This window comes from Ovoidimarina sediminis (genome assembly GCF_032586175.1).
Lineage (GTDB): Bacteria > Pseudomonadota > Alphaproteobacteria > Rhodobacterales > Rhodobacteraceae > Ovoidimarina > Ovoidimarina sediminis.
Genome location: NZ_JAWHTE010000011.1, coordinates 122436 through 147315 on the forward strand (window position 1 = coordinate 122436; position 24880 = coordinate 147315).

24 protein-coding genes are annotated in these 24880 nt (G+C 67.4%); 5 read left to right on the top strand and 19 right to left on the bottom strand.

Annotated elements, in window-relative coordinates:
• Positions 1–64: 64 nt before the first annotated feature.
• From pufQ to RXV90_RS14140, 8 genes are all read right to left on the bottom strand, one after another.
• A complete protein-coding gene (pufQ, locus tag RXV90_RS14105; RefSeq protein WP_316649432.1) occupies positions 65–292 on the bottom strand; it encodes a cytochrome PufQ in 228 nt (75 codons plus the stop codon).
• Positions 289–1758: a chlorophyllide a reductase subunit Z gene (bchZ, locus tag RXV90_RS14110; protein ID WP_316649433.1), complete on the bottom strand. Its 1470-nt coding sequence runs from the start codon at positions 1756–1758 to the stop codon at positions 289–291. The genes pufQ and bchZ overlap by 4 nt, the downstream gene beginning before the upstream one ends.
• Before the next feature lie 106 nt (positions 1759–1864).
• Positions 1865–3430 carry a chlorophyllide a reductase subunit Y gene (gene bchY, locus RXV90_RS14115; protein ID WP_316649434.1) on the bottom strand — a complete coding sequence of 522 codons (1566 nt, stop codon included), beginning with the start codon at positions 3428–3430 and terminating at the stop codon, positions 1865–1867.
• Positions 3427–3558, bottom strand: coding sequence for a hypothetical protein (locus RXV90_RS14120; RefSeq protein WP_316649435.1), 132 nt, complete (start codon positions 3556–3558; stop codon positions 3427–3429). Before RXV90_RS14120 ends, bchY begins: the two co-directional genes overlap by 4 nt.
• The gene (locus tag RXV90_RS14125) at positions 3548–4549 is read right to left on the bottom strand and encodes a chlorophyllide a reductase iron protein subunit X (protein WP_316649436.1); all 1002 of its coding nucleotides are present in this window, start codon (positions 4547–4549) and stop codon (positions 3548–3550) included. Before RXV90_RS14125 ends, RXV90_RS14120 begins: the two co-directional genes overlap by 11 nt.
• Positions 4546–5499, bottom strand: coding sequence for a chlorophyll synthesis pathway protein BchC (gene bchC / locus RXV90_RS14130; protein WP_316649437.1), 954 nt, complete (start codon positions 5497–5499; stop codon positions 4546–4548). The genes RXV90_RS14125 and bchC overlap by 4 nt, the downstream gene beginning before the upstream one ends.
• A gap of 124 nt (positions 5500–5623) precedes the next feature.
• Positions 5624–6763 carry a methyltransferase gene (locus RXV90_RS14135; protein WP_316649438.1) on the bottom strand — a complete coding sequence of 380 codons (1140 nt, stop codon included), beginning with the start codon at positions 6761–6763 and terminating at the stop codon, positions 5624–5626.
• On the bottom strand, positions 6756–7634 hold the full coding sequence (locus tag RXV90_RS14140; protein WP_316649440.1) for a polyprenyl synthetase family protein: 879 nt from the start codon (positions 7632–7634) through the stop codon (positions 6756–6758). Before RXV90_RS14140 ends, RXV90_RS14135 begins: the two co-directional genes overlap by 8 nt.
• Positions 7635–7723: 89 nt before the next feature.
• On the opposite strand from RXV90_RS14140, the gene crtD reads away from it, so the two are divergent.
• Positions 7724–9292, top strand: a complete 1569-nt coding sequence (gene crtD / locus RXV90_RS14145; RefSeq protein ID WP_316649441.1) for a 1-hydroxycarotenoid 3,4-desaturase CrtD — start codon at positions 7724–7726, stop codon at positions 9290–9292.
• Positions 9238–10122: a carotenoid 1,2-hydratase gene (gene crtC, locus RXV90_RS14150; protein ID WP_410482370.1), complete on the top strand. Its 885-nt coding sequence runs from the start codon at positions 9238–9240 to the stop codon at positions 10120–10122. The genes crtD and crtC overlap by 55 nt, the downstream gene beginning before the upstream one ends.
• A 6-nt stretch (positions 10123–10128) precedes the next feature.
• On the opposite strand, the gene RXV90_RS14155 is transcribed toward crtC, so the two are convergent.
• The 9 genes from RXV90_RS14155 to hslO form a co-directional block, all read right to left on the bottom strand.
• Entirely contained in the window at positions 10129–10623 is a 495-nt protein-coding gene (locus RXV90_RS14155) for a L,D-transpeptidase family protein (RefSeq protein WP_316649443.1), read from the bottom strand.
• A 93-nt stretch (positions 10624–10716) separates the two neighbouring features.
• Entirely contained in the window at positions 10717–11490 is a 774-nt protein-coding gene (locus RXV90_RS14160) for an ion transporter (protein ID WP_316649445.1), read from the bottom strand.
• Between the two features lie 23 nt (positions 11491–11513).
• Positions 11514–12740, bottom strand: coding sequence for a class I SAM-dependent RNA methyltransferase (locus RXV90_RS14165; RefSeq protein WP_316649446.1), 1227 nt, complete (start codon positions 12738–12740; stop codon positions 11514–11516).
• On the bottom strand, positions 12737–14572 hold the full coding sequence (locus RXV90_RS14170; protein WP_316649447.1) for an ABC transporter ATP-binding protein: 1836 nt from the start codon (positions 14570–14572) through the stop codon (positions 12737–12739). Before RXV90_RS14170 ends, RXV90_RS14165 begins: the two co-directional genes overlap by 4 nt.
• The gene (locus RXV90_RS14175) at positions 14569–16413 is read right to left on the bottom strand and encodes an ABC transporter ATP-binding protein (protein WP_316649448.1); all 1845 of its coding nucleotides are present in this window, start codon (positions 16411–16413) and stop codon (positions 14569–14571) included. The genes RXV90_RS14170 and RXV90_RS14175 overlap by 4 nt, the downstream gene beginning before the upstream one ends.
• A gap of 47 nt (positions 16414–16460) precedes the next feature.
• On the bottom strand, positions 16461–17045 hold the full coding sequence (locus RXV90_RS14180) for a LysE family translocator (protein WP_316649449.1): 585 nt from the start codon (positions 17043–17045) through the stop codon (positions 16461–16463).
• A gap of 31 nt (positions 17046–17076) precedes the next feature.
• A complete protein-coding gene (locus RXV90_RS14185; RefSeq protein ID WP_316649450.1) occupies positions 17077–18228 on the bottom strand; it encodes a CCA tRNA nucleotidyltransferase in 1152 nt (383 codons plus the stop codon).
• Positions 18225–18827, bottom strand: a complete 603-nt coding sequence (locus RXV90_RS14190) for a CoA pyrophosphatase (protein WP_316649451.1) — start codon at positions 18825–18827, stop codon at positions 18225–18227. Before RXV90_RS14190 ends, RXV90_RS14185 begins: the two co-directional genes overlap by 4 nt.
• Positions 18814–19812, bottom strand: coding sequence for an Hsp33 family molecular chaperone HslO (gene hslO / locus RXV90_RS14195; RefSeq protein ID WP_316649452.1), 999 nt, complete (start codon positions 19810–19812; stop codon positions 18814–18816). Before hslO ends, RXV90_RS14190 begins: the two co-directional genes overlap by 14 nt.
• Before the next feature lie 85 nt (positions 19813–19897).
• Here hslO and RXV90_RS14200 point away from each other — a divergent pair, with 85 nt between their 5' ends.
• On the top strand, positions 19898–20359 hold the full coding sequence (locus tag RXV90_RS14200; protein WP_316649453.1) for an NUDIX hydrolase: 462 nt from the start codon (positions 19898–19900) through the stop codon (positions 20357–20359).
• Here RXV90_RS14200 and RXV90_RS14205 read toward each other — a convergent pair.
• Positions 20320–21612, bottom strand: coding sequence for a PP2C family protein-serine/threonine phosphatase (locus tag RXV90_RS14205; RefSeq protein ID WP_316649454.1), 1293 nt, complete (start codon positions 21610–21612; stop codon positions 20320–20322). The two genes, RXV90_RS14200 and RXV90_RS14205, sit on opposite strands and share 40 nt — an antisense overlap.
• Before the next feature lie 128 nt (positions 21613–21740).
• On the opposite strand from RXV90_RS14205, the gene RXV90_RS14210 reads away from it, so the two are divergent.
• The gene (locus tag RXV90_RS14210) at positions 21741–22073 is read left to right on the top strand and encodes an Hpt domain-containing protein (RefSeq protein ID WP_316649455.1); all 333 of its coding nucleotides are present in this window, start codon (positions 21741–21743) and stop codon (positions 22071–22073) included.
• Here RXV90_RS14210 and ilvA read toward each other — a convergent pair.
• Complete coding sequence (gene ilvA, locus RXV90_RS14215) at positions 22066–23319, bottom strand: threonine ammonia-lyase IlvA (RefSeq protein ID WP_316649456.1); 1254 nt, start codon at positions 23317–23319, stop codon at positions 22066–22068. The two genes, RXV90_RS14210 and ilvA, sit on opposite strands and share 8 nt — an antisense overlap.
• 129 nt (positions 23320–23448) lie before the next feature.
• Between ilvA and RXV90_RS14220 the strand changes: the two genes are divergently transcribed.
• The gene (locus RXV90_RS14220; protein WP_316649457.1) at positions 23449–24675 is read left to right on the top strand and encodes an argininosuccinate synthase; all 1227 of its coding nucleotides are present in this window, start codon (positions 23449–23451) and stop codon (positions 24673–24675) included.
• Positions 24676–24880 lie beyond the last annotated feature (205 nt).

Genomic DNA, 24880 nt, shown 5'->3' on the forward strand with positions numbered 1-24880 from the left:
GGTGACCCGCCCCGCATCCGGGCTGCCTTGCGGCAGCCGCGGAATTCGATACCGGCGCCCGCTGTCACGGGGCGGTGAAGATCATCGGCGTGATGATCCGCGCCTGGCTCCAGGCACGGGCCATCGGCCCCTTGTCGGTCAGGCTGCCCGACCGCACCGCGTGCAGCGCCCAGGTCAGGCACGCCAGCGGCAGGGTCGCCAGGAAGATGATGGCGAAATAGACGTAGAACTCGGTCCGCGGCGGTTTGTGCGCCCGAACCGGCCCGGCGATGTTGTTCGTCTGATCCGTCATGTCGTCTCTCCTCCAAGGTCCATGTCGGCCAGGGCCTCCACGGTTTCACGCACCACCCGTTCCGCGCCGTCGGCCAGCGCCCGCCGCTCGGCGGCGTCGCGCAGCGATTTGGCGGCAGAGATACGGGTGAGAATGGGATGGCTCGCCACGATCCGGTCGAGCGCGGCCTGGGCATCGGCATCCCAGGGAAAATCGCGGCGCAGCGTCGTCGGCGTCGCGTCGGCGGCATCGAGGTCGGCGCCGAGCGGCAGGATATGAAACAGCGCGTCGAACAGCCCGTTGCAGATCTCCTGCAAAAGGTAGGTCGCGCCGGCATAGCCCATGAAGGGCGTGCCGGTGGCGCGCCGGATCGCGGCGCCCGGGAAGCCCGCGGGGACGAAGGCCGGCGACGGGCCGTGCCCGCCCTTCATCTCGGCCAGGTACATCTTTTCGTTGATCGAGCCCATCACCACGAGGGGCCGCTTCTGGTGAATGAGGCTTCTGACCTCGTCATTGTTCGTCTTCGCGCCCGCGACACGGGCCACCGCGAAGGCGCAGGGAAAGCCCAGATCCTCTTCCAGGAAATGCCTGACGCCGCGCGCATAGGTTTCGGTCGCCACGATCCCGAAGCTCGCGGTGGCGAAGAAATCCTGCGTGACCGACCGCCAGAGATCCCAGACCGGTTTGATCGTCGAATGCTTTTCGCGTTCGATGAACGGCTCGGGATCGAGCCCGAGGATCCCGCCCAGCATGCGCAGGAACTTCGTCGTCGAATTCACGCCCACCGGCGCCTGCAGATAGGGCTTGCCCAGAACTTCGGCCAGCCCGCGGCCGAATTCGCGATACATCACGATATTGGCGTCGGCGTTCACGAGGCCCCGCATCTCGGCCACATGGGCGCCCATCGGCATCACCATGTTCACCTCCGCCCCGATGCCTTCGACAAGGCGGCGGATCTCGGCCAGATCCGAGGGCATGTTGAAGGTGCCGTACATCGGCCCGAGGATGTTCACGCGGGGCGCGGCGCCCTCGTCGCGCTTCTTCTCGGGGGGCATCCGGCCCTTCGTCATCCCGAACTCGGTGAAGATCCAGGTCATCGCCCGGTCGGCGGCCTCCCACTGGTCCTCGTCGATGGTGCGCGGCAGGAAGCGCTGGATGTTCGTGCCCTGGGGCGTCACGCCGCCGCCGATCATCTCGGCGATCGAGCCCGTCACCACCACGGCGGGCAGCGCGGGGTCGAGCGTGCTCCACGCCCGTTTCATCGCACCTTCGGTCCCGTCGCGCCCCAGTTCTTCCTCGCCGAGACCGGTGGTCACGATCGGAAGCTCATGTGGGGGAAGCGCGTCGGTGTAGTGGAGCACGCTCGTGACGGGCAGGTTTTCGCACCCGACCGGCCCGTCAATCACAACCTGAAGGCCTTTCACGGCGGTGAAGGCGTAAACCGCGCCCCAGTAGCCGCCGGCCCTGTCATGATCCTGGATCAGCATGGGCACCCGCCTTCCGGCTTCATGTGGCCGGAAATATCCCGGGGGGATCGCCCGCAGGGCGATGGGGGCAGCGCCCCCGGTCCGGCGATATGAAACGGGCGCATCATCAGATCATCTCCGCGGCCTTCGCCGCCTTCGCCTGTTTGTCGAGCTTCTTCTGATGCTGGGCACGGAAATCGGGGCGCAGGTTCGGCGCGCCCTCCCAGACACCCGCGGTATCCTCGTGGCCCACGCCCTCGAAGAACTGGCGCATCTCGTCCATCCGGCCCTTGTTGGCGATCGCGGCGGTCACGACCTCGGCAAGGCTGCCGGCGCCCGCCGGGCCCATCAGCGGACGGGCGGAAATCAGGTTGGTGAAGTAAAGCGCCGGAACGCCCAGTTCCTTCGCCTTCTGCACGACGGGCGTCGTGCCGATGGCAAGGTCGGGGCGGATCGCCTCCATCGCCGCAAGATCGTCTTCCAGCGAGGCGCGGAACCGAACCTTCACGCCCTTCGCCTCAAGCCAGTCGCGGTCGGCGGCCGATTGCACGGTCTTCGGGCAGGCGGTGCCGACATAGGGCACATCCGCCCCACTTTCGATCAGAAGCCGCGCCACCAGAAGTTCCGAACCTTCATAGCCCGACAGCGTGATCGTGCCCTTGATGCGCTTTGCATCAAGCGCGGCGCGGATCGCGGGGAGGAACGCGTTCTGCGCCGCGCCGACCTGCGCCGCGGGCACGCTGAAAGCGTCACCGATCGCCGCAAGCCAGGCCGCCGTGCCGTCATGGCCCACGGGCGCAGAGCCCACGATGGGCCGCCCGGCAGCATCGAATTCACGCATCGCGGCGGTGTAGAACGGGTGGATCGCCGCCACCGCCCCGCAATCGAGCGCGGCGTACAGCTCGCGCCATTCGCGGCAGGGCACGACCGGCCCCGCAGCAAGGCCCATGGGGCCCAGCATCGCGCCGATCATCACCGGATCGGCGGGGAACATCTCGCCCAGAAGCGTCACTGTCGGCCGATCCGATTTGCCCGCGGCCGGGGCCTGCACCGGGCCCGCCATGATCTCTTCGCGCGCGTATTTCAGCATCGCGCCGGCAAGCACGTCCTTCGCTTCCGCATGGGTCGGGATGCCGAAGCCCGGCACATCGATGCCGACGATCCTGACCCCGTCGATTTCCCGCGGCAGAAGACGCAGCGGCACGCCCGAGGCGGTCGGCACGCAGAGGTTGGTCACGACGATGGCGTCGTACTTGTCCGGATCGGCCAGATCGTGAACGGCCTCGCGAATATCCTCGAACAGCTTGCCGGTGACGAGCGTTTCGGAATTGAACGGCACATAGCCCACCGACCGGCGCGCGCCGTAGAAATGCGACACGAAGGTCAGCCCGTAGACGCAGCAGGCCGACCCCGACAGAACCGTCGCGGTCCGCCGCATGCGAAGGCCCACGCGGAGAGAGCCGAAGGCGGGGCACATCGATTGCGGCTTGTCGTGGGGGCCTTGCGGATAGTCGGCGGCATACTGGTCGAGGATCTCGGATTTCCCGGCCATCCGCGCCGCGGCTTCCATCTCGGCCGCGCCCGCATGGCAGCCGCCGGTGGCCGCGCCCCGGGGTTCGGGCAGGTCGCCGCGCGCCTCGCCCCGGATCACCTCGGCCTCTGCCGCGCCGTCATATGTGACTTCGCCCGTCACTCCGCCGCACCTGCGAATTCCGACAGCCGGATATCGGCCAGAAGCCGCCGGATCTTTTCGGGCGGCACCTGCGCGAGCGTGGCGCGGATCTCCGCAATCAAGGCGTCTCTGACCGCTTCAGGCCTCATCGTAGATGACCTCCAGCGATTCTTTCGGCTGGGCGTTCGCGCCCCGCATGTCTTCATCCGTGGCCGGTTCCAGCACGAAATCCGCCCCGGTTTCAGAGGCAGAGAACAGGCCCAGAAGCCCGTCCTGCGAGAGGGGCGTGGGCCGAAGGGGTGGCGCGTCGGCCACGTTGTCAGCAAGCTCCGTGAACATATCGCCCCACGGCCCCGCCTTCGTTCCCACGATCTGGTAATTCGCCGATTTCCGCCGCAGATCCTCGTCGGCGGGGATGGAGGCCAGCACCGGAATGCCCGTGGCCTCGGCGAAGGCCGCGGCCTCGCCCGTCCCGTCATCCTTGTTGATGACAAGCCCCGCCACGCCGACATTGCCGCCGAGCTTCCGGAAATATTCCACCGCCGAACAGACGTTGTTGGCGACGTAAAGCGATTGCAGGTCGTTCGATCCGACGACGATCACCTTCTGCGCCATGTCGCGCGCGATCGGCAGGCCGAACCCGCCGCAGACGACATCGCCCAGGAAATCGAGAAGGACGAAATCGAAATCCCAGTCATGGAAGCCGAGTTTTTCGAGAAGTTCGAAGCCATGGATGATGCCGCGTCCGCCGCAGCCGCGGCCAACCTCCGGCCCGCCGAGTTCCATCGCGAAGACGCCGCCGCGCTTGAAGCAGACATCGCCGATCTTCACCTCTTCCCCCGCAAGCTTCTTCGCCGTCGAGGTTTCGATGATCGTCGGGCAGGCCTTGCCGCCGAACAGCAGCGACGTGGTATCCGATTTCGGATCGCACCCGATCAGCAGCACGCGCTTGCCCTGTTCGGCCATCATGTGGCTGAGGTTGGCGAGGGTGAAGGATTTGCCGATCCCGCCCTTGCCGTAGATCGCGATGATCTGGGTTTTCTTCGTGGGCTCCTCGGCCACGAGATCGGCGAGATCTTCATGCGCCTCGTCGCGAAGCCGCTGGTCGAACTCTTTCAGGTTCGGAACATCAAGCGTCATGCGGCCTCCGTGGCGTCTGTGGTCCAGTCGAGGATCATTTTCAGGCAGGCGGGATCGCCGAAGGCGGTTTCATAGGCCTCGGTCGCCTGTGCCGCCGGGCGGCGGTGGGTGATGAGGTTCTTCAGCGACAGGGCACCGGCCTCGATCAGCTGGCGCGTCGCGGCCAGGTCGTCATGCGTCCATTCCGCGGCGATCCGGAACCGGGCTTCCTTCATGAAGGCGGGCGGGAAGGCGAACTGAATGGGTTGGGTGTAGAAACCGGCAAGCACGATCTCACCGCCCTTCACGATCCGGCCCACCAGCGTATCAAGAAGCCGGGCGTTGCCCGAAGCGTCAAAGATCGCACGGTAATCCCGGCGCTCGTCTTCGTCGGGATGAAGGATCTCGTAGCCTTGCGCGCCGGTCCGCCGGTCGGGATCGATTTCCCAGACCACGGGCGCGGGCGCCCCGGCGGCGATCGTCAGCCGCGCGAGAAGACGGCCCAGCGTGCCGTGGCCCACGATCAGATCGGGCGGCCTGCGGTCTAGCCCGGCGATCGCGTGCCGCGCGGTGGCCGCGAGGGCCAGAAGCGCGCCTTCGGGGCCAAGCCCCGGATCGATTCGTGTCACCCGGTCGGCGGCAGTCACAAGATAACGGCTGGCCCCGCCGAACAGGCCGAAGGCCCCGTCGAAGCAGTTCGCGCCGGGTACGAAGACGCTGTCGCCCGCGCGAAAGCCGCTTTCGGCCCCCGCCTCGACGACGGTGCCCGCGGCCTCGTAGCCCGGAACAAGCGGATAGCCCATGCCGGGAAACGGCGGCATCGTGCCATCCCAGAACAGTTTTTCGGTGCCGGTGGAAATGCCGGAATGGGAAATTTCGACGACAAGATCGGTCGGGCCCGGCTCTTTCAAAGCCAGCTCTGCCAGTCCGATATGCTTCGGCCCTGAAAGAATTACCGCAGTTGTGCGCACCTGCGTCGCTCCCGTTCCCTGTTCCGGCCGGTTATCGGCAGGTGAGACTCACCTGCGCTATTCCGCCGCAATTGTCAGTTTAACTTTACAGTTCTGACTGTCAATTAATTTAGACATGTTGGTGTCATGGCTTTCGCGCCGTGACCAGGCCGGTGATGAACGGACGATGCGTCCGGTGCGGCTTTACCCCTGTAAAACCGGCCTCCGACAGAAGCGCGCCGATTTCTTCGGCCGATCGCGTGCGGCCCGTGCCCATGGCCATCGTGTAGATCGCGAAATAGGCATCGCCCGCGCGCGCGGGGCGGCGCCCGCCCGACATCGGCTCCGACACGATCACCATGCCGCCCGGGGGCAGCGCGGCGTGCACCTTCGCCAGAAGGGCCCGCACGGTGTCGTCGGCATGGTCGTAGAGCACGCGGATTAGGCTGATCGTATCCGCCGTCTCCGGCAGGGGATCGTCGCGGAAGCTGCCGGGCACGATCTCTGTCCGCCCCTCGACGCCGAAGCTGGCAAGCCGCGCGGGCGCGCCGGCGACAACGGCGGGCAGATCGAGAAGAATGCCTTCCATCCCGGGCCAGCGCGCCAGCGCCGAGCCGAGGAACGTGCCCGTCCCCCCGCCGATATCGAGAAGCCGCGCGCGCCCCTTCAGCGATACCGCGCCCAGCGTTTCTTCGGCCACCATCGCCTGGGTGTCGGTCATCAGCGCGGAATACCGTTCGGCGGTCTCGGGGTCTTCCGCCGCGCCCGCCCCGAAGACATAGGGCCAGAACCGCGAAAGCCCGGTCTCGCCCTCGCCCCGGAAGAAGGCCGCGGGATCGGCCAGATCGTCATAAAGCACACGGTGATGGCGGATCATGTCCTGAAGCCCCGGCACGCCCGTGAGCGCCGCGCCCTTGCGCGTCAGCCGCACGCCCTGCCCGCCGGTTTTGAGCAGGCCGAGTGCGGCGCCCGCCCGCACCAGAACCTCGCAGCGTTCGGGCGGAATGCCGATCCGGCGGGCAAGCGCGTCACGGGCCATCGGGCCGTCAAGCAGGGCGCCTAGCACCTCAAGCTCCACCAGCGCCATCAGAACCTGGCTGTGCACGAACCCCGCGGCGAGATCCATCATCGCCTCGCCATCCTTCCGCGCCTGCCCCCGGGTCAGGGGAAAGCGCGCGGCCCAGCTTTGAAAGCCGGGCGCGGCCACGAGCCGCGTCATCCAGCCGCGAAGCGATTTCCGCTTCCGGCGATGGGGCAGCCCGCCGCCGAGGGTGGCGTCACTCACCGGGAACCGTCCTGCGGACCTCCGTCATCGGGGTCAGCCGTTCGGCCGTCTTGCGAACCATCTGCGCAAGCGCCGCCTCTCCGGGGCAGGACGGGATCGAAGAGATCGCCCCTGCGAGTATGTCCTTCAGCCGCGCCACCGCGCCGTCGACGCCCAGAAGCGAAACGGCATTCGGCCGGTCGTGCAGATCGTCCTGCCCGGCGGGCTTGCCCAGCGCCTCGGCATCATACAGCGCGTCGCGCAAGTCATCGGCCACCTGGAAGGCCTCGCCGATTCGGGCGCCAAGCTCTTCCCAGGGCTCCGCATCCTGCCCGGCGGCCACTGCGCCCATCTGCGTCGCGGCGATGAACAGCGCACCGGTCTTCGCCTGGTGATAGGCCGACAGATCGATCTTCTCCTCGCTCTCCCAGCCCTGCCCGGCGCAGATGCCCATCGGCATGCCGGTGCGCGTCGCGAGGATCGAGGCGAGTTGGATCGCCCGCTCCGGCCGGACGAGCCCGGCCCTGAGCACGCTCTCGAACGCCATCACGATCAGGCTGTCGCCGGTCAGAACCGCAAGCGGTTCGGAATAGGCGCGGTGCACCGTGGGCTTTCCGCGCCGGATATCGGCATTGTCGAAACAGGGCAGATCGTCGTGCACGAGGCTGGCGCAATGCATGATTTCAAGCGCGGCGGCTGCGGCATCGGCCAGGCGCGGGTCGTCATCCCCGCAGGCCATCGCCACCGACAGAAGGATCGTGGGGCGAATTCGCGCGCCGCCCGGGCGCACCGCATCATCCAGCGCAGCCGCAAGCCGGGAAGGCACCTGCCCCGCCTGCCCACGGGCAACGGCCGCGTCGATCGCGGCCTCTATTCGTGCAGTCAGGGCCATTGGGCCTCCCATCTTGTCAGATTAGTCTGACAGTTTAACTGTCAATCATACTGGACATATGGGGCGGCCCGAGTCAACAATTCCCCGGTATGTTGAAACGCAATGAAACGGTCGCCGTGATCGGCGCAGGGGTTGGCGGGCTTGCCGCAGCGATGCGGCTGGCCCATGCCGGCCTGTCCGTCACGGTGTTCGAACGCGCCTCGGCCCCCGGCGGCAAGATGCGGCAGGTCGACAGCCCGGCGGGCCCCGTCGATGCGGGGCCGACGGTGCTGACGCTCCGCCCGATCTTCGAAAACCTGTTTCGCGACGTGCGCGCGAAGCTTTCCGATCATGTCACCCTGCATGAGGAACCCATCCTTGCGCGCCACTGGTGGCCCGACGGCACGACGCTCGATCTGTTCGCCGATCCCGCCCGCACAGCCGACGCGCTCGGGCATTTCGGCGGCGTGACTGCAGCGCGCGAATACGCGGCCTTCCGGGCGGAAACCGCGCGGCTTTTCGATGCCTTCGACGCCCCGATGATGCAAAGCGTCGCGCCCTCCAAGGCACGGATCGCGGCGCGCGTGATGGCGGAACCCTCGCTGATCCCCGCCATCGGCACGTTCGAGACGATGGCCACGCGGCTGGCGCGGAACTTCAGCGATCCCCGCCTGCGCCAGCTTTTCGGGCGCTACGCCACCTATGTGGGCGGCTCTCCCTATGCCGCGCCCGCGCTGCTGCGGCTCGTCGCAGAGGCCGAGGCGCGGGGCGTCTGGCGCGTCGCGGGCGGGATGCACGCGCTCGCCCGCGCGATGGAAAAGGTGGCGACGGCGGGTGGCGCGGTCTTCCGCTACGATACCCATATCGCCGATCTCGCCACACGGCCCGACGGCACGGTGCGGCTGACGACGGCGGCGGGCGAAACCCATATCGCCGACCGCTGTGTCTTCAACGGCGATCCCCGGGCGCTGACCACCGGGCATCTGGGCGCGGCGGCGACGGGCGCGGTGCCGAACGGGGCGGTGGAGCCCCGGTCGCTTTCCGCCAATGTATGGTCCTTCGCGGCCACGCCCACGGGCGCCGACCTCGTGCATCACAACGTCTTCTTCGGCCACGATCCGCGCACCGAATTCGGCCCGATCGCAGAGGGCCGCCTGCCCGAAGACCCAACGCTTTATGTCTGCGCCGAGGATCGCGGCGGGCCCGGCCCCGTTCCGCCCCTCGAGCGCTTCGAAATCATCATGAACGCGCCGCCCTCGAACGGGCACGCCGAAGAGGACCCGTCGACATGTCGGACACGCACCTTCCCCGTTCTCGCCTCCCGTGGGCTGACATTCTCGCCCGAGCCGCCGGACACGGCGCTGACGACGCCGGGGGGCTTCGCGCGCCTGTTTCCGGGGAGCCTCGGATCGCTTTACGGGCGGAGCCCGCACGGCACGATGGCCGCCTTCGCGCGCCCCACGGCGCGGACGGCGATTCCGGGGCTCTACCTGGCGGGCGGCGGGGCGCATCCGGGGGCGGGCATTCCGATGGCGGCCCTCTCAGGCAGGCACGCGGCCGAGGCGATCTTGACGGACCTTGCTTCCACCTCGACGTCCCGCCGGACGGCTATGCGTGGTGGTATATCGACGGGGTCAGCGACGATGGCACCCGCGCCATCTCGGTCATCGCCTTCATAGGATCGGTCTTTTCGCCCTGGTACCGCTGGTCGGGCCGGCGCCGCCCGCACAACCATGTCTGCATCAACGTCGCGACCTACGGGCCGGGCGGGCGCTTCACCATGACCGACCGGGGGGAACGCGCGCTTCGCACTGCGCGCGACCGGTTCGAAGTGGGGCCCTCGAAACTCACATGGCGCGGCGGTCGGCTTGAGATCGATGTGGACGAGATTTCCTCGCTTCCCCTCGTCAGCCGGGTGCGGGGGCGGATCACGGTGACGCCAAGCGCGCTCACCTCCGTCGAGATGCCGCTCACACCCGATGGCGGTCATATCTGGCGGCCCTTCGCCCCCACGGCCCGGATCGAGGTGGATCTGAACCGGGGCTGGCAGTTTTCCGGCCACGGCTATTTCGATGCGAATTTCGGCACCCGCGCACTGGAAACCGATTTCAGCTACTGGACGTGGGGGCGCTTCCCGCTTGGCGACGGATCGGCCTGTTTCTACGATGCCGAGCGGCGCGACGGCACGACGCTTGCCACCGGCATCCGGTTCGACGGCGCGGGCCGGGCCGAGGTGATGACGCCGCCTGCACGCACCCGCTTCACCCGCTCGCTCTGGGCCGTCAGGCGCGAAACGCGGGCCGATCCCGGCTATCAGCCCCGTCAGGTCAAGGCGATGCTCGATGCGCCGTTTTACACCCGCTCGGTCGTACGCACGCGGATCGGGGGCGAGGAAACCGAGGGCGTGCACGAGGCGCTCGACCTGAAGCGCTTCGCCTCGCCGCTTCTGAAACCGATGCTGGCCGTCCGCGTACCCCGCCGCCCGGGCTGGAGCTTTGCCGACGGCTGAGGCCCGCTAGGGATAGATCGAGATCGGCGTGCCGTCCTTCACCATGGCATAGATCTCCTCGATCTCGTCATTCGTCACGGCGATGCACCCCCAGGTCCAGTCGTCGCCGCGCCCCGAAAATGGCTTCGGCGTGCCGTGGATGAAGATGTCCCCCCCGGGGCTCATGCCCAGGGCGCGCGCCACCTCGACATCGCGCGCATTGGGGTAGGAGATGCCGATCGACAGGTGAAACCGCGACTCCGGGTTGCGCCGGTCGATGATGTATTCGCCCTCGGGCGTGCGGCCGTCGCCTTCGACAGCTTTGTGACCGACCGGTTCGAACCCCAGCTCGAACTCGTAGGATCGAAGCGCGGTGTCGCCGTGCAGAAGATACATCTTCCGCGCTTCCTTGAAGACCATGATGCGCGTGACCTCGGGCCCGTCATAGGTTCGGAATTTCGAGGAACAGCCCGAAAGCACAACCGCAGCCGCCAGGGCCGCCGCCACGATGAAGGGTCTCATGCCTGCCTGCTCGCCTGCTTGCCCGTTGTTTTGCGGGCTAGCTTACACGACACCGGTTAACCAGAAAACAAGAGAGTGCAGATCCGTGCGGGATCAGCCCCCGTCACGCTCCCCAAGCCGCCGCTCGATCGCCTCCAGCCGCTTCAGCACCTCGTCGCGATAGGCGTCGGTCTTCTCGTTCTCCTCCACCCCGTGCGCCTCCTGCATGGAGTTCACGATGAGGCCGACCAGCAGGTTCACCACCGCGAAAGTCGTGACCATGATGAAGGGCACGAAGAAGGCCCAGGCATAGGGATAAACCTCCATCACCGGGCGCACGATGCCCATCGACCAGCTTTCCAGCGTCATGATCTGAAACAGCGAATAGGCCGATTGCCCGAGCGAGCCGAACCAGTCGGGAAAGCTTTTCGCGAAAAGCTTCGTCGCCATCACCGCGCCGATATAGAAGATGATCACCATCAGTAGGAAGACCGATCCCATCCCAGGCAGCGCGGTGACGAAGCCTTCCACCACGCGCCTCAGGCGCGGGGCGGCCGAGATCACGCGCAGCACCCTCAGGATCCGCAGCGCGCGAAGCACCGTGAAGGTCTGCGCCCCCGGCACCAGCGACAGCGCGACGATGGAGAAATCGAAGAGGTTCCAGCCGGAGCGGAAGAACCCGCCCCGATAGGCGATCAGCTTCAACACGATTTCGACCACGAAGATCGCGAGGCAGAACCGGTCCAGCGCGATGATCAGCCCGCCAGCCGCCGCCATCGCGGGGCCCGAGGTTTCAAGCCCGAGGATCACCGCGTTGAAAAGGATCACCGCGATGATCCCGTTCCGCACGATGGGCCGTTCCAGCCAGTCCTTCAGACGCTCCTGCATGATCCCGCTCTGCCTTCTGCCTCTCAGGCGGGGATATGGTTCGCCCGGAAGGCCGCGGCAAGCTCCACATGGGGGCTCCAGCGGAATTGGTCGACAACCTCGACCCGGTCGAGGGTATATCCGGCGCCGATCAGAAGCGCGGCGTCGCGTGCAAAGGTCACGGGGTTGCAGGAAACGGCGGCGATCCTTGGCACCTGCGCTTCCGCAAGTGCCGCCGTCTGCGCCTCGGCCCCGGCGCGCGGCGGGTCGATCACCACCGCGTCGAAGCGGGAAAGCTCGTCGGGAAGAAGCGGGCGGCGAAACAGATCGCGCGCCTCGGTTCTCACGGCCTTCAATCCCTTCGCATGCCGCCAGCCAGTGTCTAACGCGGCCAGAAGGGCGGGATCGCCCTCGACCGCCAGCACTTCCGCCTGCCGGGCAAGCGGCAGGGCGAAGGTGCCGCACCCGGCGAACAGATCCGCGATGCGCCGGGCCCCGCCCACGACGTCCGTCACGGCGCGGCGCAGCGCGGCCTCGCCCGCCGCCGTCGCCTGAAGAAAGGCGCCGGGGGGCGGCACCACGCCGATCCCGTCGAAGCTTTGCCGGGGCGGGCGGCGTTCCACGATCACCTCGCCCTCCACCGAAAGTCGCGCCAGATCGTGCGCCTCGGCCAGCGCGGCAAGCGCCACGCGATCGGCCCCGTCGGTCGCGCGCCCACCTTCGAAATCAGTGTCTATTCCGGCCTCGGATGCCGTGACGCGAAACCGTATCTCGCCCTTGCGCGAGCCCATCCTTTGCGTGATCGCCTCGCACACGGGCAGGGCGGCCAGCAGCGCGGGCTCCACAAGGATACAGCCCGGCACCGCCGTCACCGTATCGGCCCCGCGCCCATGAAACCCGACGACCGGGCCCGATTTCAGCCGGCGGCCCGAAAACGTGGCCCGCCTTCGGCTCGCGGGCGGCGATGTGGCGGGGCCCCGAACCTCCGCCTCGATCCCTTGCGCAGCAAGGGCGGTGCGCACCACGTCCACCTTCCAGCCGGCCACGAAATCGTCCGAGCCATGCATCAGCGCACAGCCCCCGCATCCCTTGTAGTGCCTGCAGGGCGCCGCCACGCGATCGGCCGAAGGTGTCAGGATCTTCGGCCGCGCGATCCGCCCGCCCTCGATCTCGCCCTCCACAACTTCGCCCGGCAGGGCGCGCGCAACGAAAACGGGGCCATCGGCGATCCCGTCTCCCAGATGGCCCAGCCGGGTCACCCTCAGGCTCACTCCGCCGCCTCGCGAATATCGATGAAACCGCCCGACTGGCGCTTCCAGTAGCGGGTGTAAAGCCCGTCCTTGTCCAGAAGTTCCTGATGCGTGCCGGTCTCGACGATGTGACCCTGATCCAGCACGATCAGCCGGTCCATGCTCACCAGCGTCGACAGGCGGTGGGCCACGGCAAGCACCGTCTTGCCCTGCATCACCCGCTCCAGCGCCGTCTGGATCTGCGCTTCGACCTCGGAATCGAGCGCGCTCGTCGCCTCGTCCAGCACCAGAACCGGCGCGTCCTTCAGGATCGCGCGGGCCAGGGCGATCCGCTGCCGCTGGCCGCCCGACAGCTTCACGCCGCGTTCGCCCAGATGCGCCTCGTACCCTTCGCGCCCCTTGTGATCCCTCAAGCCAAGGATGAACTCATGCGCTTCCGCCCGTTTCGCGGCCTCGATCACCTCTGCCTCGCTCGCCCCGGGGCGGCCATAAAGGATGTTGTCGCGGGCCGAACGGTTGAACATCGCTGTTTCCTGCGTGACCATCCCGATCGCCCGGCGCAGGCTTTCCTGTGTCACGCCCCGGATGTCCTGGCCCATCACCCGGATGCATCCGCCTTCCACGTCATACAGCCTGAGCAGAAGCGCCACGAGCGTCGATTTCCCCGCCCCCGACGCCCCCACGATCCCAAGCTTCTCGCCCGGCGCGATGGTCAGGTCGATCTTCTCCACCCCGCCGGATTTGCGGCCATAGGCAAAGCTCACGTTTTCGAACCGGATTTCGGCGGGCTTTTCTGCCAGCGGCGCGGCATCGGGCGCATCGGTCAGCGTCCAGGCCGGGGTGAGCGTGCGCATTCCGTCTTCAACCTCACCGATCGAGCCATAGATCGCCATCAGCATATGGCTGACCCAGCCGGTCATCTGCGCGATCCGGATCGATACCGTTCCGGCCGCCGCGATATCCCCCGCGCTCGCCTGCCCCAGCGACCACAGGTAAAGCGTTCCCCCGATCAGCAAAACCGGCAGCGTGCCCGCAAGCGTCATCAGCGAGAAGCGGAACCACGTTGCCACCACACCCCAGTCAAGCGCCCGGTCGCGGAATGCCCCCACGGCGTCGATGGCCGCCGTTTCCTCGTGCGCGTCATGGGCGAACAGCTTCACCGTCTTGATATTGGTGATCGTGTCGACAACCTGCCCCGTCACCATGGCGCGCGCATTGGCACGCGCCTGCGACAGGACCCGCACGCGGGGCATATACCACCGGATCAGAGCCACATATGCGACCAGCCAGACGGCAAGCACGATCGAGATCCGCCAGTCGATCGTCGTCAGCAGAAGCGCCGATCCCACGAGCGAGGCCAGCGCGAAGAATACCACGTTGATCGTTTCGGCGGCCACGTCGGTCAGCGCGCGGGCCGTCTGCATCTGCTTCTGCGCGATCCGCCCGGCGAAATCGTCGTCGAAGAAGGTAACCGCCTGTCCCAGCGTCCAGCGGTGCAGCCGCGTCAGCACCATGGGCATCACGTTCGGCACCACGACCAGCGTGTTCGCGGCGGCCGAAGCGCCGAATGCCAGGGGGCGCAGGATCACGAAGAAGCCAAGAACACCCGCAAGAAAAAGCAGATGGCCCGAAAAGAAGCCCTCGGGCCCCGCATCAAGCGCCGTGTCGATCACCTGTCCCAGTAGAAGCGCCGTAACAACCTCGAGCGTGCCCGCGATGGCAGAGACGACGGCGGCGACTGCGAGCACCGGAAAGGTGCCGCCCAGCGCCCAGAGGAAGAACCCCCCGAGCGTCCGGGGCGGCGGGCCGTCCGCTTGCCGGAACGGATCGATCAGCGCCCCAAGCCGCCTCATTCCGCCGCCTCCGCCGTGCCGATGAACCCGCCCGACTGGCGCGACCAGAACCTGGCATAAAGCCCGTCCTGCGCCAGAAGCGCACCGTGATCGCCCTCCTCGACGATCCGCCCGTCATCCAGAACGAGGATACGGTCCATCTGCGAAATCGTCGACAGGCGGTGCGCGATGGCGATCACCGTCTTGCCTTCCATCAGCCCGTAAAGCGTTTCCTGAATCGCGGCCTCCACTTCGGAATCCAGCGCGCTCGTCGCCTCGTCCAGAACGAGGATCGGCGCGTTCTTCAGGATCACCCGGGCCAGCGCGATCCGCTGCCGCTGACCGCCCGACAGCTTCACGCCGCGTTCGCCCACCTGCGCCTCGTATCCCCTGCGCCCCTCCATATCCTCCAGATCGAGGATGAAGTCGTGCGCCTGCGCCTGTTCCGCCGCCGCGATCATCTCGGCCTCGCTGGCCTCGGGCCGCCCGTAAAGGATATTGTCCCGGACCGACCGGTGCAGAAGCGAGGAATCCTGCTGCACCATCCCGATCTGGCGCCGAAGGCTCTCCTGCGTGACCTCCGCGATATCCTGCCCGTCGATCAGGATGCAGCCCTGGTCGGCATCGTAAAACCGCAAAAGAAGCTTCACGAGGGTCGATTTCCCGGCCCCCGACCGGCCCACGAGCCCCACCTTCTCGCCCGGTTCGATCACGAGGTCGATCGTGTCGAGCCCGCCGGCCTCGCGCCCGTAATGGTGCGACAGGCCCTGAAGCTCGATCCGGCCCTTCGTCAGCTCCAGCGGCTTCGCGCCCGGGGCGTCGACGAGGGTAAGGGGCTGGGCGATCGTCTCCATCCCCTCGGCCACAACGCCGAGTTCACGGAAAAAGCTCGTCAGCGCCCACATGATCCACCCGGTCATGGCGTTAAGCCGCAGCGCCACCGCCGTGGCCGCCGCGACAAGGCCCACCGTGGCCTCGCCCGCCTGCCAAAGCCAGATCGCCCAGCCGACGCAGCCCACGACGAGCAGGCCGTTCAGCAGGGTCAGCGTGACGTCCATGATCGTGTAGATCCGCATTTCCGCCTGAAACGTCTTGCGGGCATGTTCGATCGCCTCGCGGGCATAATCGATCTCGCGGTCATGATGGGCGAACATCTTGACCGAATGGATATTGGTGTAGCTGTCGACGACGCGCCCCGTCACCGCGCTTCGGGCATCCGAGGCGCGTTTCGAGGCCGGGCCAACCCGCGTCGTCGTCCACCAGACCAGCACGCCGTAAAGCGCGCCCCAGATCACCAGGGGCACGGTCAGGCGCGGATCGCCCTGCGCCAGAAGAAAGGCCGCGCCCACGAAATAGGCGATCGCGAAGGTAAGCGCGTCGAAGACCTGGAACACGGCCTCCCCCGCTGCGGGCGGCGTCTGCATGATGCGGTTCGCGATCCGCCCCGCGAAATCGTTCTCGAACCAGCCCACCGATTGCCGAAGCACGTGACGATGCGCGCGCCAGCGGAAAAGCGTGCCGATATTGGGCAGGATCGTGTTGTTCAGAAGCAGAACCTCGATCGCCTGAAACGCGGGCCGCGCCAGCAGGATGAACAGCGCCACGAAGATCAGTTCGGTTCCGTGAAGCGCCCACATCTCTCCAGGCCCCGCCGATGACAGGATGTCGACGAGCCGCCCCATATAGGCGATCAGCCAGATTTCGACCGCAGCCACGACGATCGCCATAACCCCGGTGATCCAGAAAACCTTCGCAAAAGGCCTGGTATAGTCTCTCATGAACGGCCAGAGACGCGTGGGCGGCCTGTCGGTTTCCTCGTACGGGCCGTACGGGTCGACAAGATTCTCGAATATCCGGAACACGGGGGGGTAATACCTTCCGTTGTCCCGGGGATATAAACCGATTTCCGTTACAGGAAAACCATCACCGCAGAGAGGGCCAGAAGACCGGCCATGATCCGCATGAAAAGCCGCCACGCGGCGGGCCGGGCAAGAAGCAGCGACAGAAGGCTTCCCGCGAAACTCCAGAACAGGCAGACGAAGAGGTTGATGCCCGAAAACGCGCTGGCAAGGCGCAGGGCCTCCGCCCCGGGCGGAAGCCCGATGGCAAAGCCCGACGAGGCCGCAAGCGCCACGGCCCATAGCTTCGGGTTGACCCACTGGAACAGCACCGCCTCCCAGAAATGCCAGGGCCTGTCCTTGCTTGTCGCCCCGCGCGCCTCCGTCGCTGTCCAAAGCTTCCATGCCATCCACAGGATCCAGGCCGCCGCCGCGATCTTCAGAACGATGCCAATCCCGGGGCGTGCCGCCAGAAGCGCGCCGACGCCAAGCCCGGTCAGGGCCGCGATCACCCCGACCCCCGCCGCGACGCCCAGCACATGGGGAAGCGTGCGCCGAAACCCGAACCGCGCGCCCGAGGTCGTCAAGAGGATGACATTCGGCCCCGGTGAAAAAAGCCCGGCGAAGACGAAGGCATAAAGCGGGTCGAACTGCATGCCCGCCTCAGAGCGGAAAGCGGGGCCGGGATCAATCCTTCAAAAGCGCGGCGCGGTCGAGCGTGAAACCCGAGGCGACCCAGCGCGCCTCGCGCGCCTTCAGGGCCGCACCAAGGGCGGGGCCCTGGAACCGGTCCATCAGGTCTGCCGCCTTCAGCGGAAACTCGGCCGCCGCGCCGCGCTTCGCGGCATCGAGTGCGGTTTGCGCGACCGGTTCGCCCAGAAACGCCCCGCGCAGAAGAAGCGCGTCCAGCGCAGCGGCCTCGCCCAGGTAATAGCCCGCGGCCTTCGGCGCAGCGCCCTCGAGCGCCGCGCCCCGGATGATCTCCAGCCGCTTCGCATCGGTCCGCGACAGGCGCAGCCGCTCCGCCGCATCCTCTCCCCCAAGCGCGGCCAGGCGCCTTACCCAGTCGGGGGCGACGCCAAGCGCCTCTTCCAGGTGGACGAGCGGGGCGAGCGGGGCACTGTCGGCCCCGGGCAACACCCGCATCAGAACGCCCACCTGCGCCATCGTCGCCACCGCTGGGGCGGGATCGGGCGCCTCCAGCAGACGGCGCATCTCGTGGCCCAGCCGTTCGGCGGAAAGCGTGTCTATTCCAGCCAGATGGTCCGAAATCGCGGCCAGCGCATCGGGCTCGGGCCCCGCCGATCCGAACCGCGCCAGAAAGCGGAAATAGCGCAGGATGCGCAGGTAATCCTCGCGGATTCGCGTGCCCGCATCGCCCACGAAGCGGATATGCCCCGCCTGAAGATCGCGCACGCCCTCGCCGGTCGGATCGATCACCTCGCCCGCCCGGTCGGCGTAAAGCGCGTTCATCGTGAAATCGCGCCGTGCCGCGTCTTCCGCGATCTCCGATGCGAAGGCGACGACGGCGCGCCGCCCGTCGGTTTCCACATCCCGGCGCAGCGTCGTCACCTCATGCGGGATCTCGCCCGAGACGATGGTGACCGTCCCGTGATCGATCCCCGTCGGCACCGCCTTCAGCCCCGCGGCCTCTGCCAGCGCCATCACCGCCTCGGGCGTGGCATCGGTGGCGATATCGATATCCTTGACGGGCCGCCAGGCCAGGGCGTCGCGCACGCACCCGCCCACGAACCACGCGCGGTGGCCCGCGCCCTCGATCACGTCGAACACCGCCTGCGTCGCGGGCGCCTTCACCCAGTCTCCGGTCACGCGGGTCACGGGGCCATCCTGTCGGCCAACGCGCGCAGGATACGCGCCGTCGCACCCCAGATGTAATAGGGCCCCCAGGGCACGGTGTAGTAATAGCGCCGCTGCCCCCGCCAGAACCGTGATTCCACGATGAAGCGCGCCGGATCGGTCACGTGCGACAGCGGCACGCGAAACACCTCCGCCACTTCGCCCGCTTCCGGGACAGGTTCGAATGCGTCTCTGATCCAGCCCAGAACGGGCGTAACGGTGAAGCCGGTGACGGTTTCATGGGCGGGCAGCGTGCCCAGAACCTCGACGCCCCGGCGCGGCAGCCCCACCTCTTCCTCGGCCTCGCGCAGGGCGGCGTCGACGGCATCGCCGTCGCCCGCATCCACCTTGCCGCCGGGAAAGGCAATCTGGCCCGGGTGATGCTTCAGCCGCGACGACCGTTTCGTCAGCACGAGTTCCGGCCCCAGCGGGCCCGCGCCCACGCCGATCAGAACAGCGGCGGGGGTCAGCTTCCGCCCCTCGGGCAGCACCACATGGGTGTTCAGATCGAAATCGGAGGACGGCGCGCCCTCCCGCGCTACCGCGCGGTTCAGAAGGGCTAGCGCCTCATTCGTCGTCACGGGCCTGCCCCGTCGCCTCGAACCCGAGCGTCGTGGGGTCGAATTCGTAATGCGCCCCGCAGAACTGGCAATCGGCGGTCACGATCCCCTCATCGGTCGTCATGTGGCCGATGTCGCGCGCCGAATAGATCGACAGGCTTTGCCGCACCCGGTCGGCCGAACAGGTACAGCCGAAGGCCACGGGCTGCGCATCGAAGACGCGCGGGCCCTCTTCGTGGAACAGCCGCACCAGAAGTTCGGTGGGCTGCACGCTCGGCCCCACGAGTTCCAGTTCCTCGACGGTGTCGAGCAACAGGTTCGCCCGCGTCCAGTTCTCAAGCTCGTCGCCGTCAAGCACATCGGCCGGATCCAGAAGCCCGCCGTCGCCGCTGCCGCCCCCCGTCGCGAAGGGCGAAGCCTTGGGCATGTGCTGAAGCATCACGCCGCCGCCCCGCCATTTCGGCGCCGATCCGGGCGCGGTCGACTGGCCGAAGGCCATGGCAAAGCGTGTCGGCAACTGCTCCGACTGCGCAAAATACGTCTCTGCACAGGCCGAAAGCGATCCGCCCGCGATGGGCGTGATGCCCTGATACGGCGTCGTCCCCTTGCCCTGATCGATCAGCACGGCGAAGTATCCCTTGCCGATCTGCGAAAACGCCGGGGCGGACGGATCAAGCCGCTCTTCATCGAAACTGGCATAGGCGCGGATGCGCGCGGGCTCCCCTTCCGCGGCGGGCGCGTAATAGTCGGTCGCAACCAGCCGGGCGGGGCCGTCACCCCTGACCTGCAGGCTCAGCTTCCAGCGCAGCTTGATCGTCTGCCCGATCAGTGCGGTCAGAAGGGCGGTTTCGGCCACCAGGGCCTCGATCTGCGGGGCATAGGCGTGCTGGCCCAGAATCTCGTCCAGCACGCCGTCAAGCCGGCACACCCGCCCCCGGATGTCCGATGCGTCAAGCTGGAAGGGCAGGACCGTATCGTCCCACGCGATTTGTGAACCGAGCGTCATGGGGTTTTCCTGATCGGATTGGCTTGGCATACCTGCCTGCGTTACCGTCGTCTATATAGGCAAGGGCAGAGGCAGGGCCAAGGCAGTGATCCCACGGGTCGGAGAATCGGTGCGCCCCGACAGGCGCTACACCACGCGCCACGGCGCCTATGCGGTGCTGGTGCGGGGGGATGACGTTCTGCTGACCCATCAATCCGCGCCGGTGCCGGAATTCCAGTTGCCGGGCGGCGGCATCGACCCGGGCGAATCCGCGCTTCAGGCGCTGCACCGCGAGGTGCGGGAGGAAACGGGGTGGACGATCGCGCCGCTTTGCCGCCTCGGCGCGTTCCGCCGCTTCACCTACATGCCGGAATACCGGCTGTGGGCCGAAAAGATCTGTGCCGTCTACCTCGCGCGCGCCGTGCGCCGGATCGGCCCGCCGGCAGAACCCGATCACACGGCTGTCTGGACGCCGGCCGCCCTCGCCCCGTCACTTGTCGCCAATGACGGCGACCGGCGCTTTCTGGCTCAGCTGGCCTCCGGCGCCCCGGGATCGCGCCCGCGATAGTCGAGGATCGCGCAGGAAACATCGTCGTCGAACTCCGCGCGTCCGGCATGGCGCGCCAGCCCTTCGATCAGCCGGTCAAGCGCGGGTTCCGGGCCCATCGCCCCGCTGTCGCGGATCAGCCCGGCCATGCCCTCTTCCTCAAGCATCGCGCCGCCCGGGTCCTCCTGCTCGACAAACCCGTCTGAATAAAGAACCAGCCGGTCGCCCGGCATCAACCGCTCCTCGACAACCTCGTAACTCGCCCCGTCGATCAGCCCCACGGGAAGGCCGCCCCGCCCCACCCGCTCGATGCGGCCATCCCCGCGCAGGATCATCGGGTGGGGATGGCCCGCCTGCACCAGCTTCAGCCCCCCCGTCTTCAGATCGCAGACAGCGAAGGCCATGGTGAAGTAAAGCTCGGTTTCCAGATCGTCGTTGATCAGCTGGTTCAGTTCCGCCGCCACCTGTTCGGGCGGGCGCATGCGGATCGAATCCGTGTCGGTGCGTTCCAGCGCGATGTTGCGGTTGCGCGACCCGCCGCTGAAATAGCTGGCCAGCCGCGCGGTCATGAGCGCCGAGGCGATACCATGGCCGGAAACGTCGATGGAATAGACCGCAAGCTGGCCTTCGCGGATCGCGAAGGATCCCACGAGATCCCCGCCCACATGGCCCGAGGGCCTCAGGTGCAGCGCAACCTCCGCCCCGTCGTAACGCTTCAGACCGGCGGGAACGAGGGATTGCTGAAGCCGCCGCGCCTCGACCAGATCGCGCGCGATCGCGTCGTAAAGCGATTGCAGCGTGTCCAGCATCTCCGCCAGTTGCCCGTTGCGGTCTTCCAGCGCCCGCTGGCTGGCGATCAGCCGTTCGCCCGCGAAGATCCGGGCGTGAAGTTCTTCCGCCGAAACCGGCTTCGACAGGAAATCATCCGCCCCGGCCTCCAGCCCCGCGGCCACATCCGCGCGTTCGGTCTTCGATGTCAGAAGGATGAAATAGACATAGCGGTCGACGCAAAGCGCCCGGGCCCGTTCACAAAGTTCAAGCCCGCTCATCCCGGGCATCACCCAGTCGCTCAGCACCAGGTCGATCGTCTCGCGGCCCAGCACCTCTAGCGCCTGGTCGCCCGATCCGGCCTCATGCACCCGGTACCCCCAGCGCTTCAGGATCGACGCCATCAATCGCAGGTGCCCTGCGCTGTCATCGACGATCAGCACATCGCCGATCACCCGGGCAGGCGCCTTCGGCGCTTCGCCCTCATCACGGTCATGCTCTGCCAATGGGCGGCCTTCCCTAACTTGTCAAAAGACCTCTGCGGGGCAGCCTATCGCGCGCCGGAGTTAAGATGGGATGAAGAGAGGCGCGGCTCTTAGGAAATCGTCAGCCTTTGCAGGCTACCCCTCCACCGATGAGCACCGCTGCGGACATGATCGACTGGGCCCGGACCGAGGAGTTGCGCGCCGAAGTCGGGGAAGACGATTTCGCCGAAATCGCCGGGCTGTTCCTGTCGGAACTCGCGGAAACGGCCGAAGCGCTGTCAGACGGCCTGCCCCCCGCGACGCTGAGCGATATGTTTCACGGGCTCAAGGGATCCGCCCTGAACCTCGGCTTCACCGATGTCGCCACGCGCGCGGCGGAAGGCGAAGCGGCGCCCGCATCGGCGGATATCCCGGCCCTGCAGGCGGCCTGCGCGGCGGCCATGCGCGCCTTTTCCGCACGCTACGGAGCGGGCGTCATATGACGAATTCAGCCAGCGTCTCGTCCGCCGTGATATCCTGAAAGGTGAACCCTCCGGCGTTCAGCGCCGATTCGAGGCGTTCGAAATTCTCCGCCGCGCTGGTTTCGATCCCGATCAGGACGGTGCCGAAGTTCCGCGCCGATTTCTTCAGGTATTCGAAGCGCGCGATATCGTCATCGGGGCCCAGAAGTTCCAGGAAATCGCGCAGCGCGCCGGGGCGCTGCGGCATCCTGAGAAGGTAGTACTTCTTCACCCCGGCCGAGCGCATGGCCCGTTCCTTCACCTCCGGCAGGCGTTCGAAATCGAAGTTCCCGCCCGAGGTCACGACGACCACGCGCTTGCCCCGGATCCGCGTGCCCAGATCCTTCAGAACGTCTACCGGAAGCGCCCCCGCGGGTTCCAGCACGATGCCCTCATGGTTCAGCATCTCGAGGATCGTGGTGCAGATCCGGTCCTCCGGCACAGCGAAGACATCGCGCATCGGCACGTCTTCGAGGATCTGGAAGGTCTTCGCCCCGATCCGCGCCACCGCCGCGCCGTCGACGAAACTGTCTACGCTATCGAGCGTCACCGGCGCCCCGGCCACCAGCGCCGCGGCAAGGCTCGCCCCGCCCGCGGGTTCGGCCAGGATCATCCCCGCCCCGGGCGCGGCTGTCTTAAGCACTGCGCGCATCCCCGACGACAGCCCCCCGCCGCCCACCGGCAGCACGAAAAGATCCGGCGCGCCCTCCATCTGGTCCAGCACTTCGAGCGCGACGGACGCCTGGCCCAGGATCACGTCCTCATCGTCGAAGGGCGACAGGAAATGCGCCCCCGTCTCGGCGCAATAGGCCTGCGCGGCGGTCAGCGTATCGTCGAAATAGTCGCCGGTCAGCCGGATCTCCACCGCCTCTTCCCCGAAGACGCGCGTCTTCTCGATCTTCTGCTGCGGCGTCGTCACGGGCATGAAGACGGTGGCCGTCACCCCGAAATGCCGCGCGGCATAGGCCACGCCCTGCGCATGGTTCCCCGCACTCGCGCAGACAAAGCGCGTGGTGCCGTCGGCGATCGCGTGGCGCATGGCATTGAAGGCCCCCCGGATCTTGTAGGAGCGCACGGGGCTCAGATCCTCGCGCTTCAGCCAGATCTCCGCCTCGTAGCGCGCCGAAAGGAACGGGTTCAGCACAAGCGGCGTCGGCTCGAACACCTCCCGCAACGCGAAGGCCGCGGCCCGTGCCCGGGTTTCGAAATCCGCTTGCTGTTCCGACATGATCCGGCCCTCCTGCCGCCTGTTACCCCGGATAGGCCCCGCCATCGACCCATAATCCGCCGCCCCCTTGTGACCGCCCGAACAACCCAGTAATTCCGCGGGCGTCCAACACCGCCCGGGAGATCGCCCATGTCCAGTCCGAAGAAAGTCGTCCTCGCCTATTCCGGCGGCCTCGACACCTCGATCATCCTGAAATGGCTGCAGACTGAATACGGCTGCGAGGTGGTGACCTTCACCGCCGATCTCGGCCAGGGCGAAGAGCTGGATCCGGCCCGCAAGAAGGCCGAGCTTCTGGGGATCAAGCCCGAAAACATCTATATCGAGGACGTGCGCGAGGAATTCGTGCGCGATTTCGTCTTCCCGATGTTCCGCGCCAACGCGGTATATGAAGGTCTTTACCTGCTCGGCACCTCGATCGCGCGGCCGCTGATTTCCAAGCGCCTCGTCGAAATCGCGGAGGAAACCGGCGCCGATGCCGTGGCCCATGGCGCGACCGGCAAGGGCAACGACCAGGTGCGGTTCGAACTGTCGGCCTATGCGCTCAACCCCGAGATCAAGGTGATCGCGCCCTGGCGGGAATGGGATCTGACCTCGCGCACGAAACTCCTCGAATTCGCCGAGGCGAACCAGATTCCGATCGCGAAGGACAAGCGCGGCGAGGCCCCGTTCTCGGTCGACGCGAACCTTCTGCACACCTCCTCCGAAGGCAAGGTTCTGGAAGATCCCGCCGAGGAGGCGCCCGATTACGTCTATCAGCGCACGGTGCATCCCGAGGACGCGCCGGATGCCCCCGAATATATCGAGGTCGGCTTCGAAAAGGGCGATGCGGTATCGGTGAACGGCGAGGCGCTGTCGCCCGCCGCGCTTCTGACGCGCCTCAACGAACTCGGCGGCACGCACGGGATCGGGCGGCTCGACCTCGTGGAAGGCCGCTTCGTCGGCATAAAATCCCGCGGCATCTACGAAACCCCGGGCGGCACGCTCCTGCTCGAGGCCCATCGCGGGATCGAACAGATCACCCTCGACCGCGGCGCGGCGCATCTGAAGGACGAGCTGATGCCCCGCTATGCGGAACTCATCTACAACGGTTTCTGGTTCTCGCCCGAGCGCGAGATGCTTCAGGCGGCGATCGACAGGAGCCAGGAGCATGTGACGGGCACGGTGCGGCTGAAGCTTTACAAGGGCGCGGCGCGCACCGTCGGCCGCTGGTCGGAGCATTCGCTTTATTCCGAGGCGCATGTCACATTCGAGGAGGATGCGGGCGCCTACGACCAGAAGGATGCGGCGGGCTTCATCCAGCTGAACGCGCTGCGGCTGAAGCTTCTGGCGGCCCGGAACCGGCGGCTCCGGGGCTGAGGCGAAGGTTCGGCGCGCCTCCGCGCGCCGACCGGGGGGGGGGGGGGGGGGGGGGGGGGGGGGGGGGGGGGGGGGGGGGGGGGGGGGGGGGGGGGGGGGGGGGGCGGCGGGGGGGGGCGGGGGGCGGGGGGGCGGGGGGGGGGGCGCGGGGGGCGGCCCCGCCCCCCCCCCGCCCGCCACCCCCGCCCACACGACACGGGACACG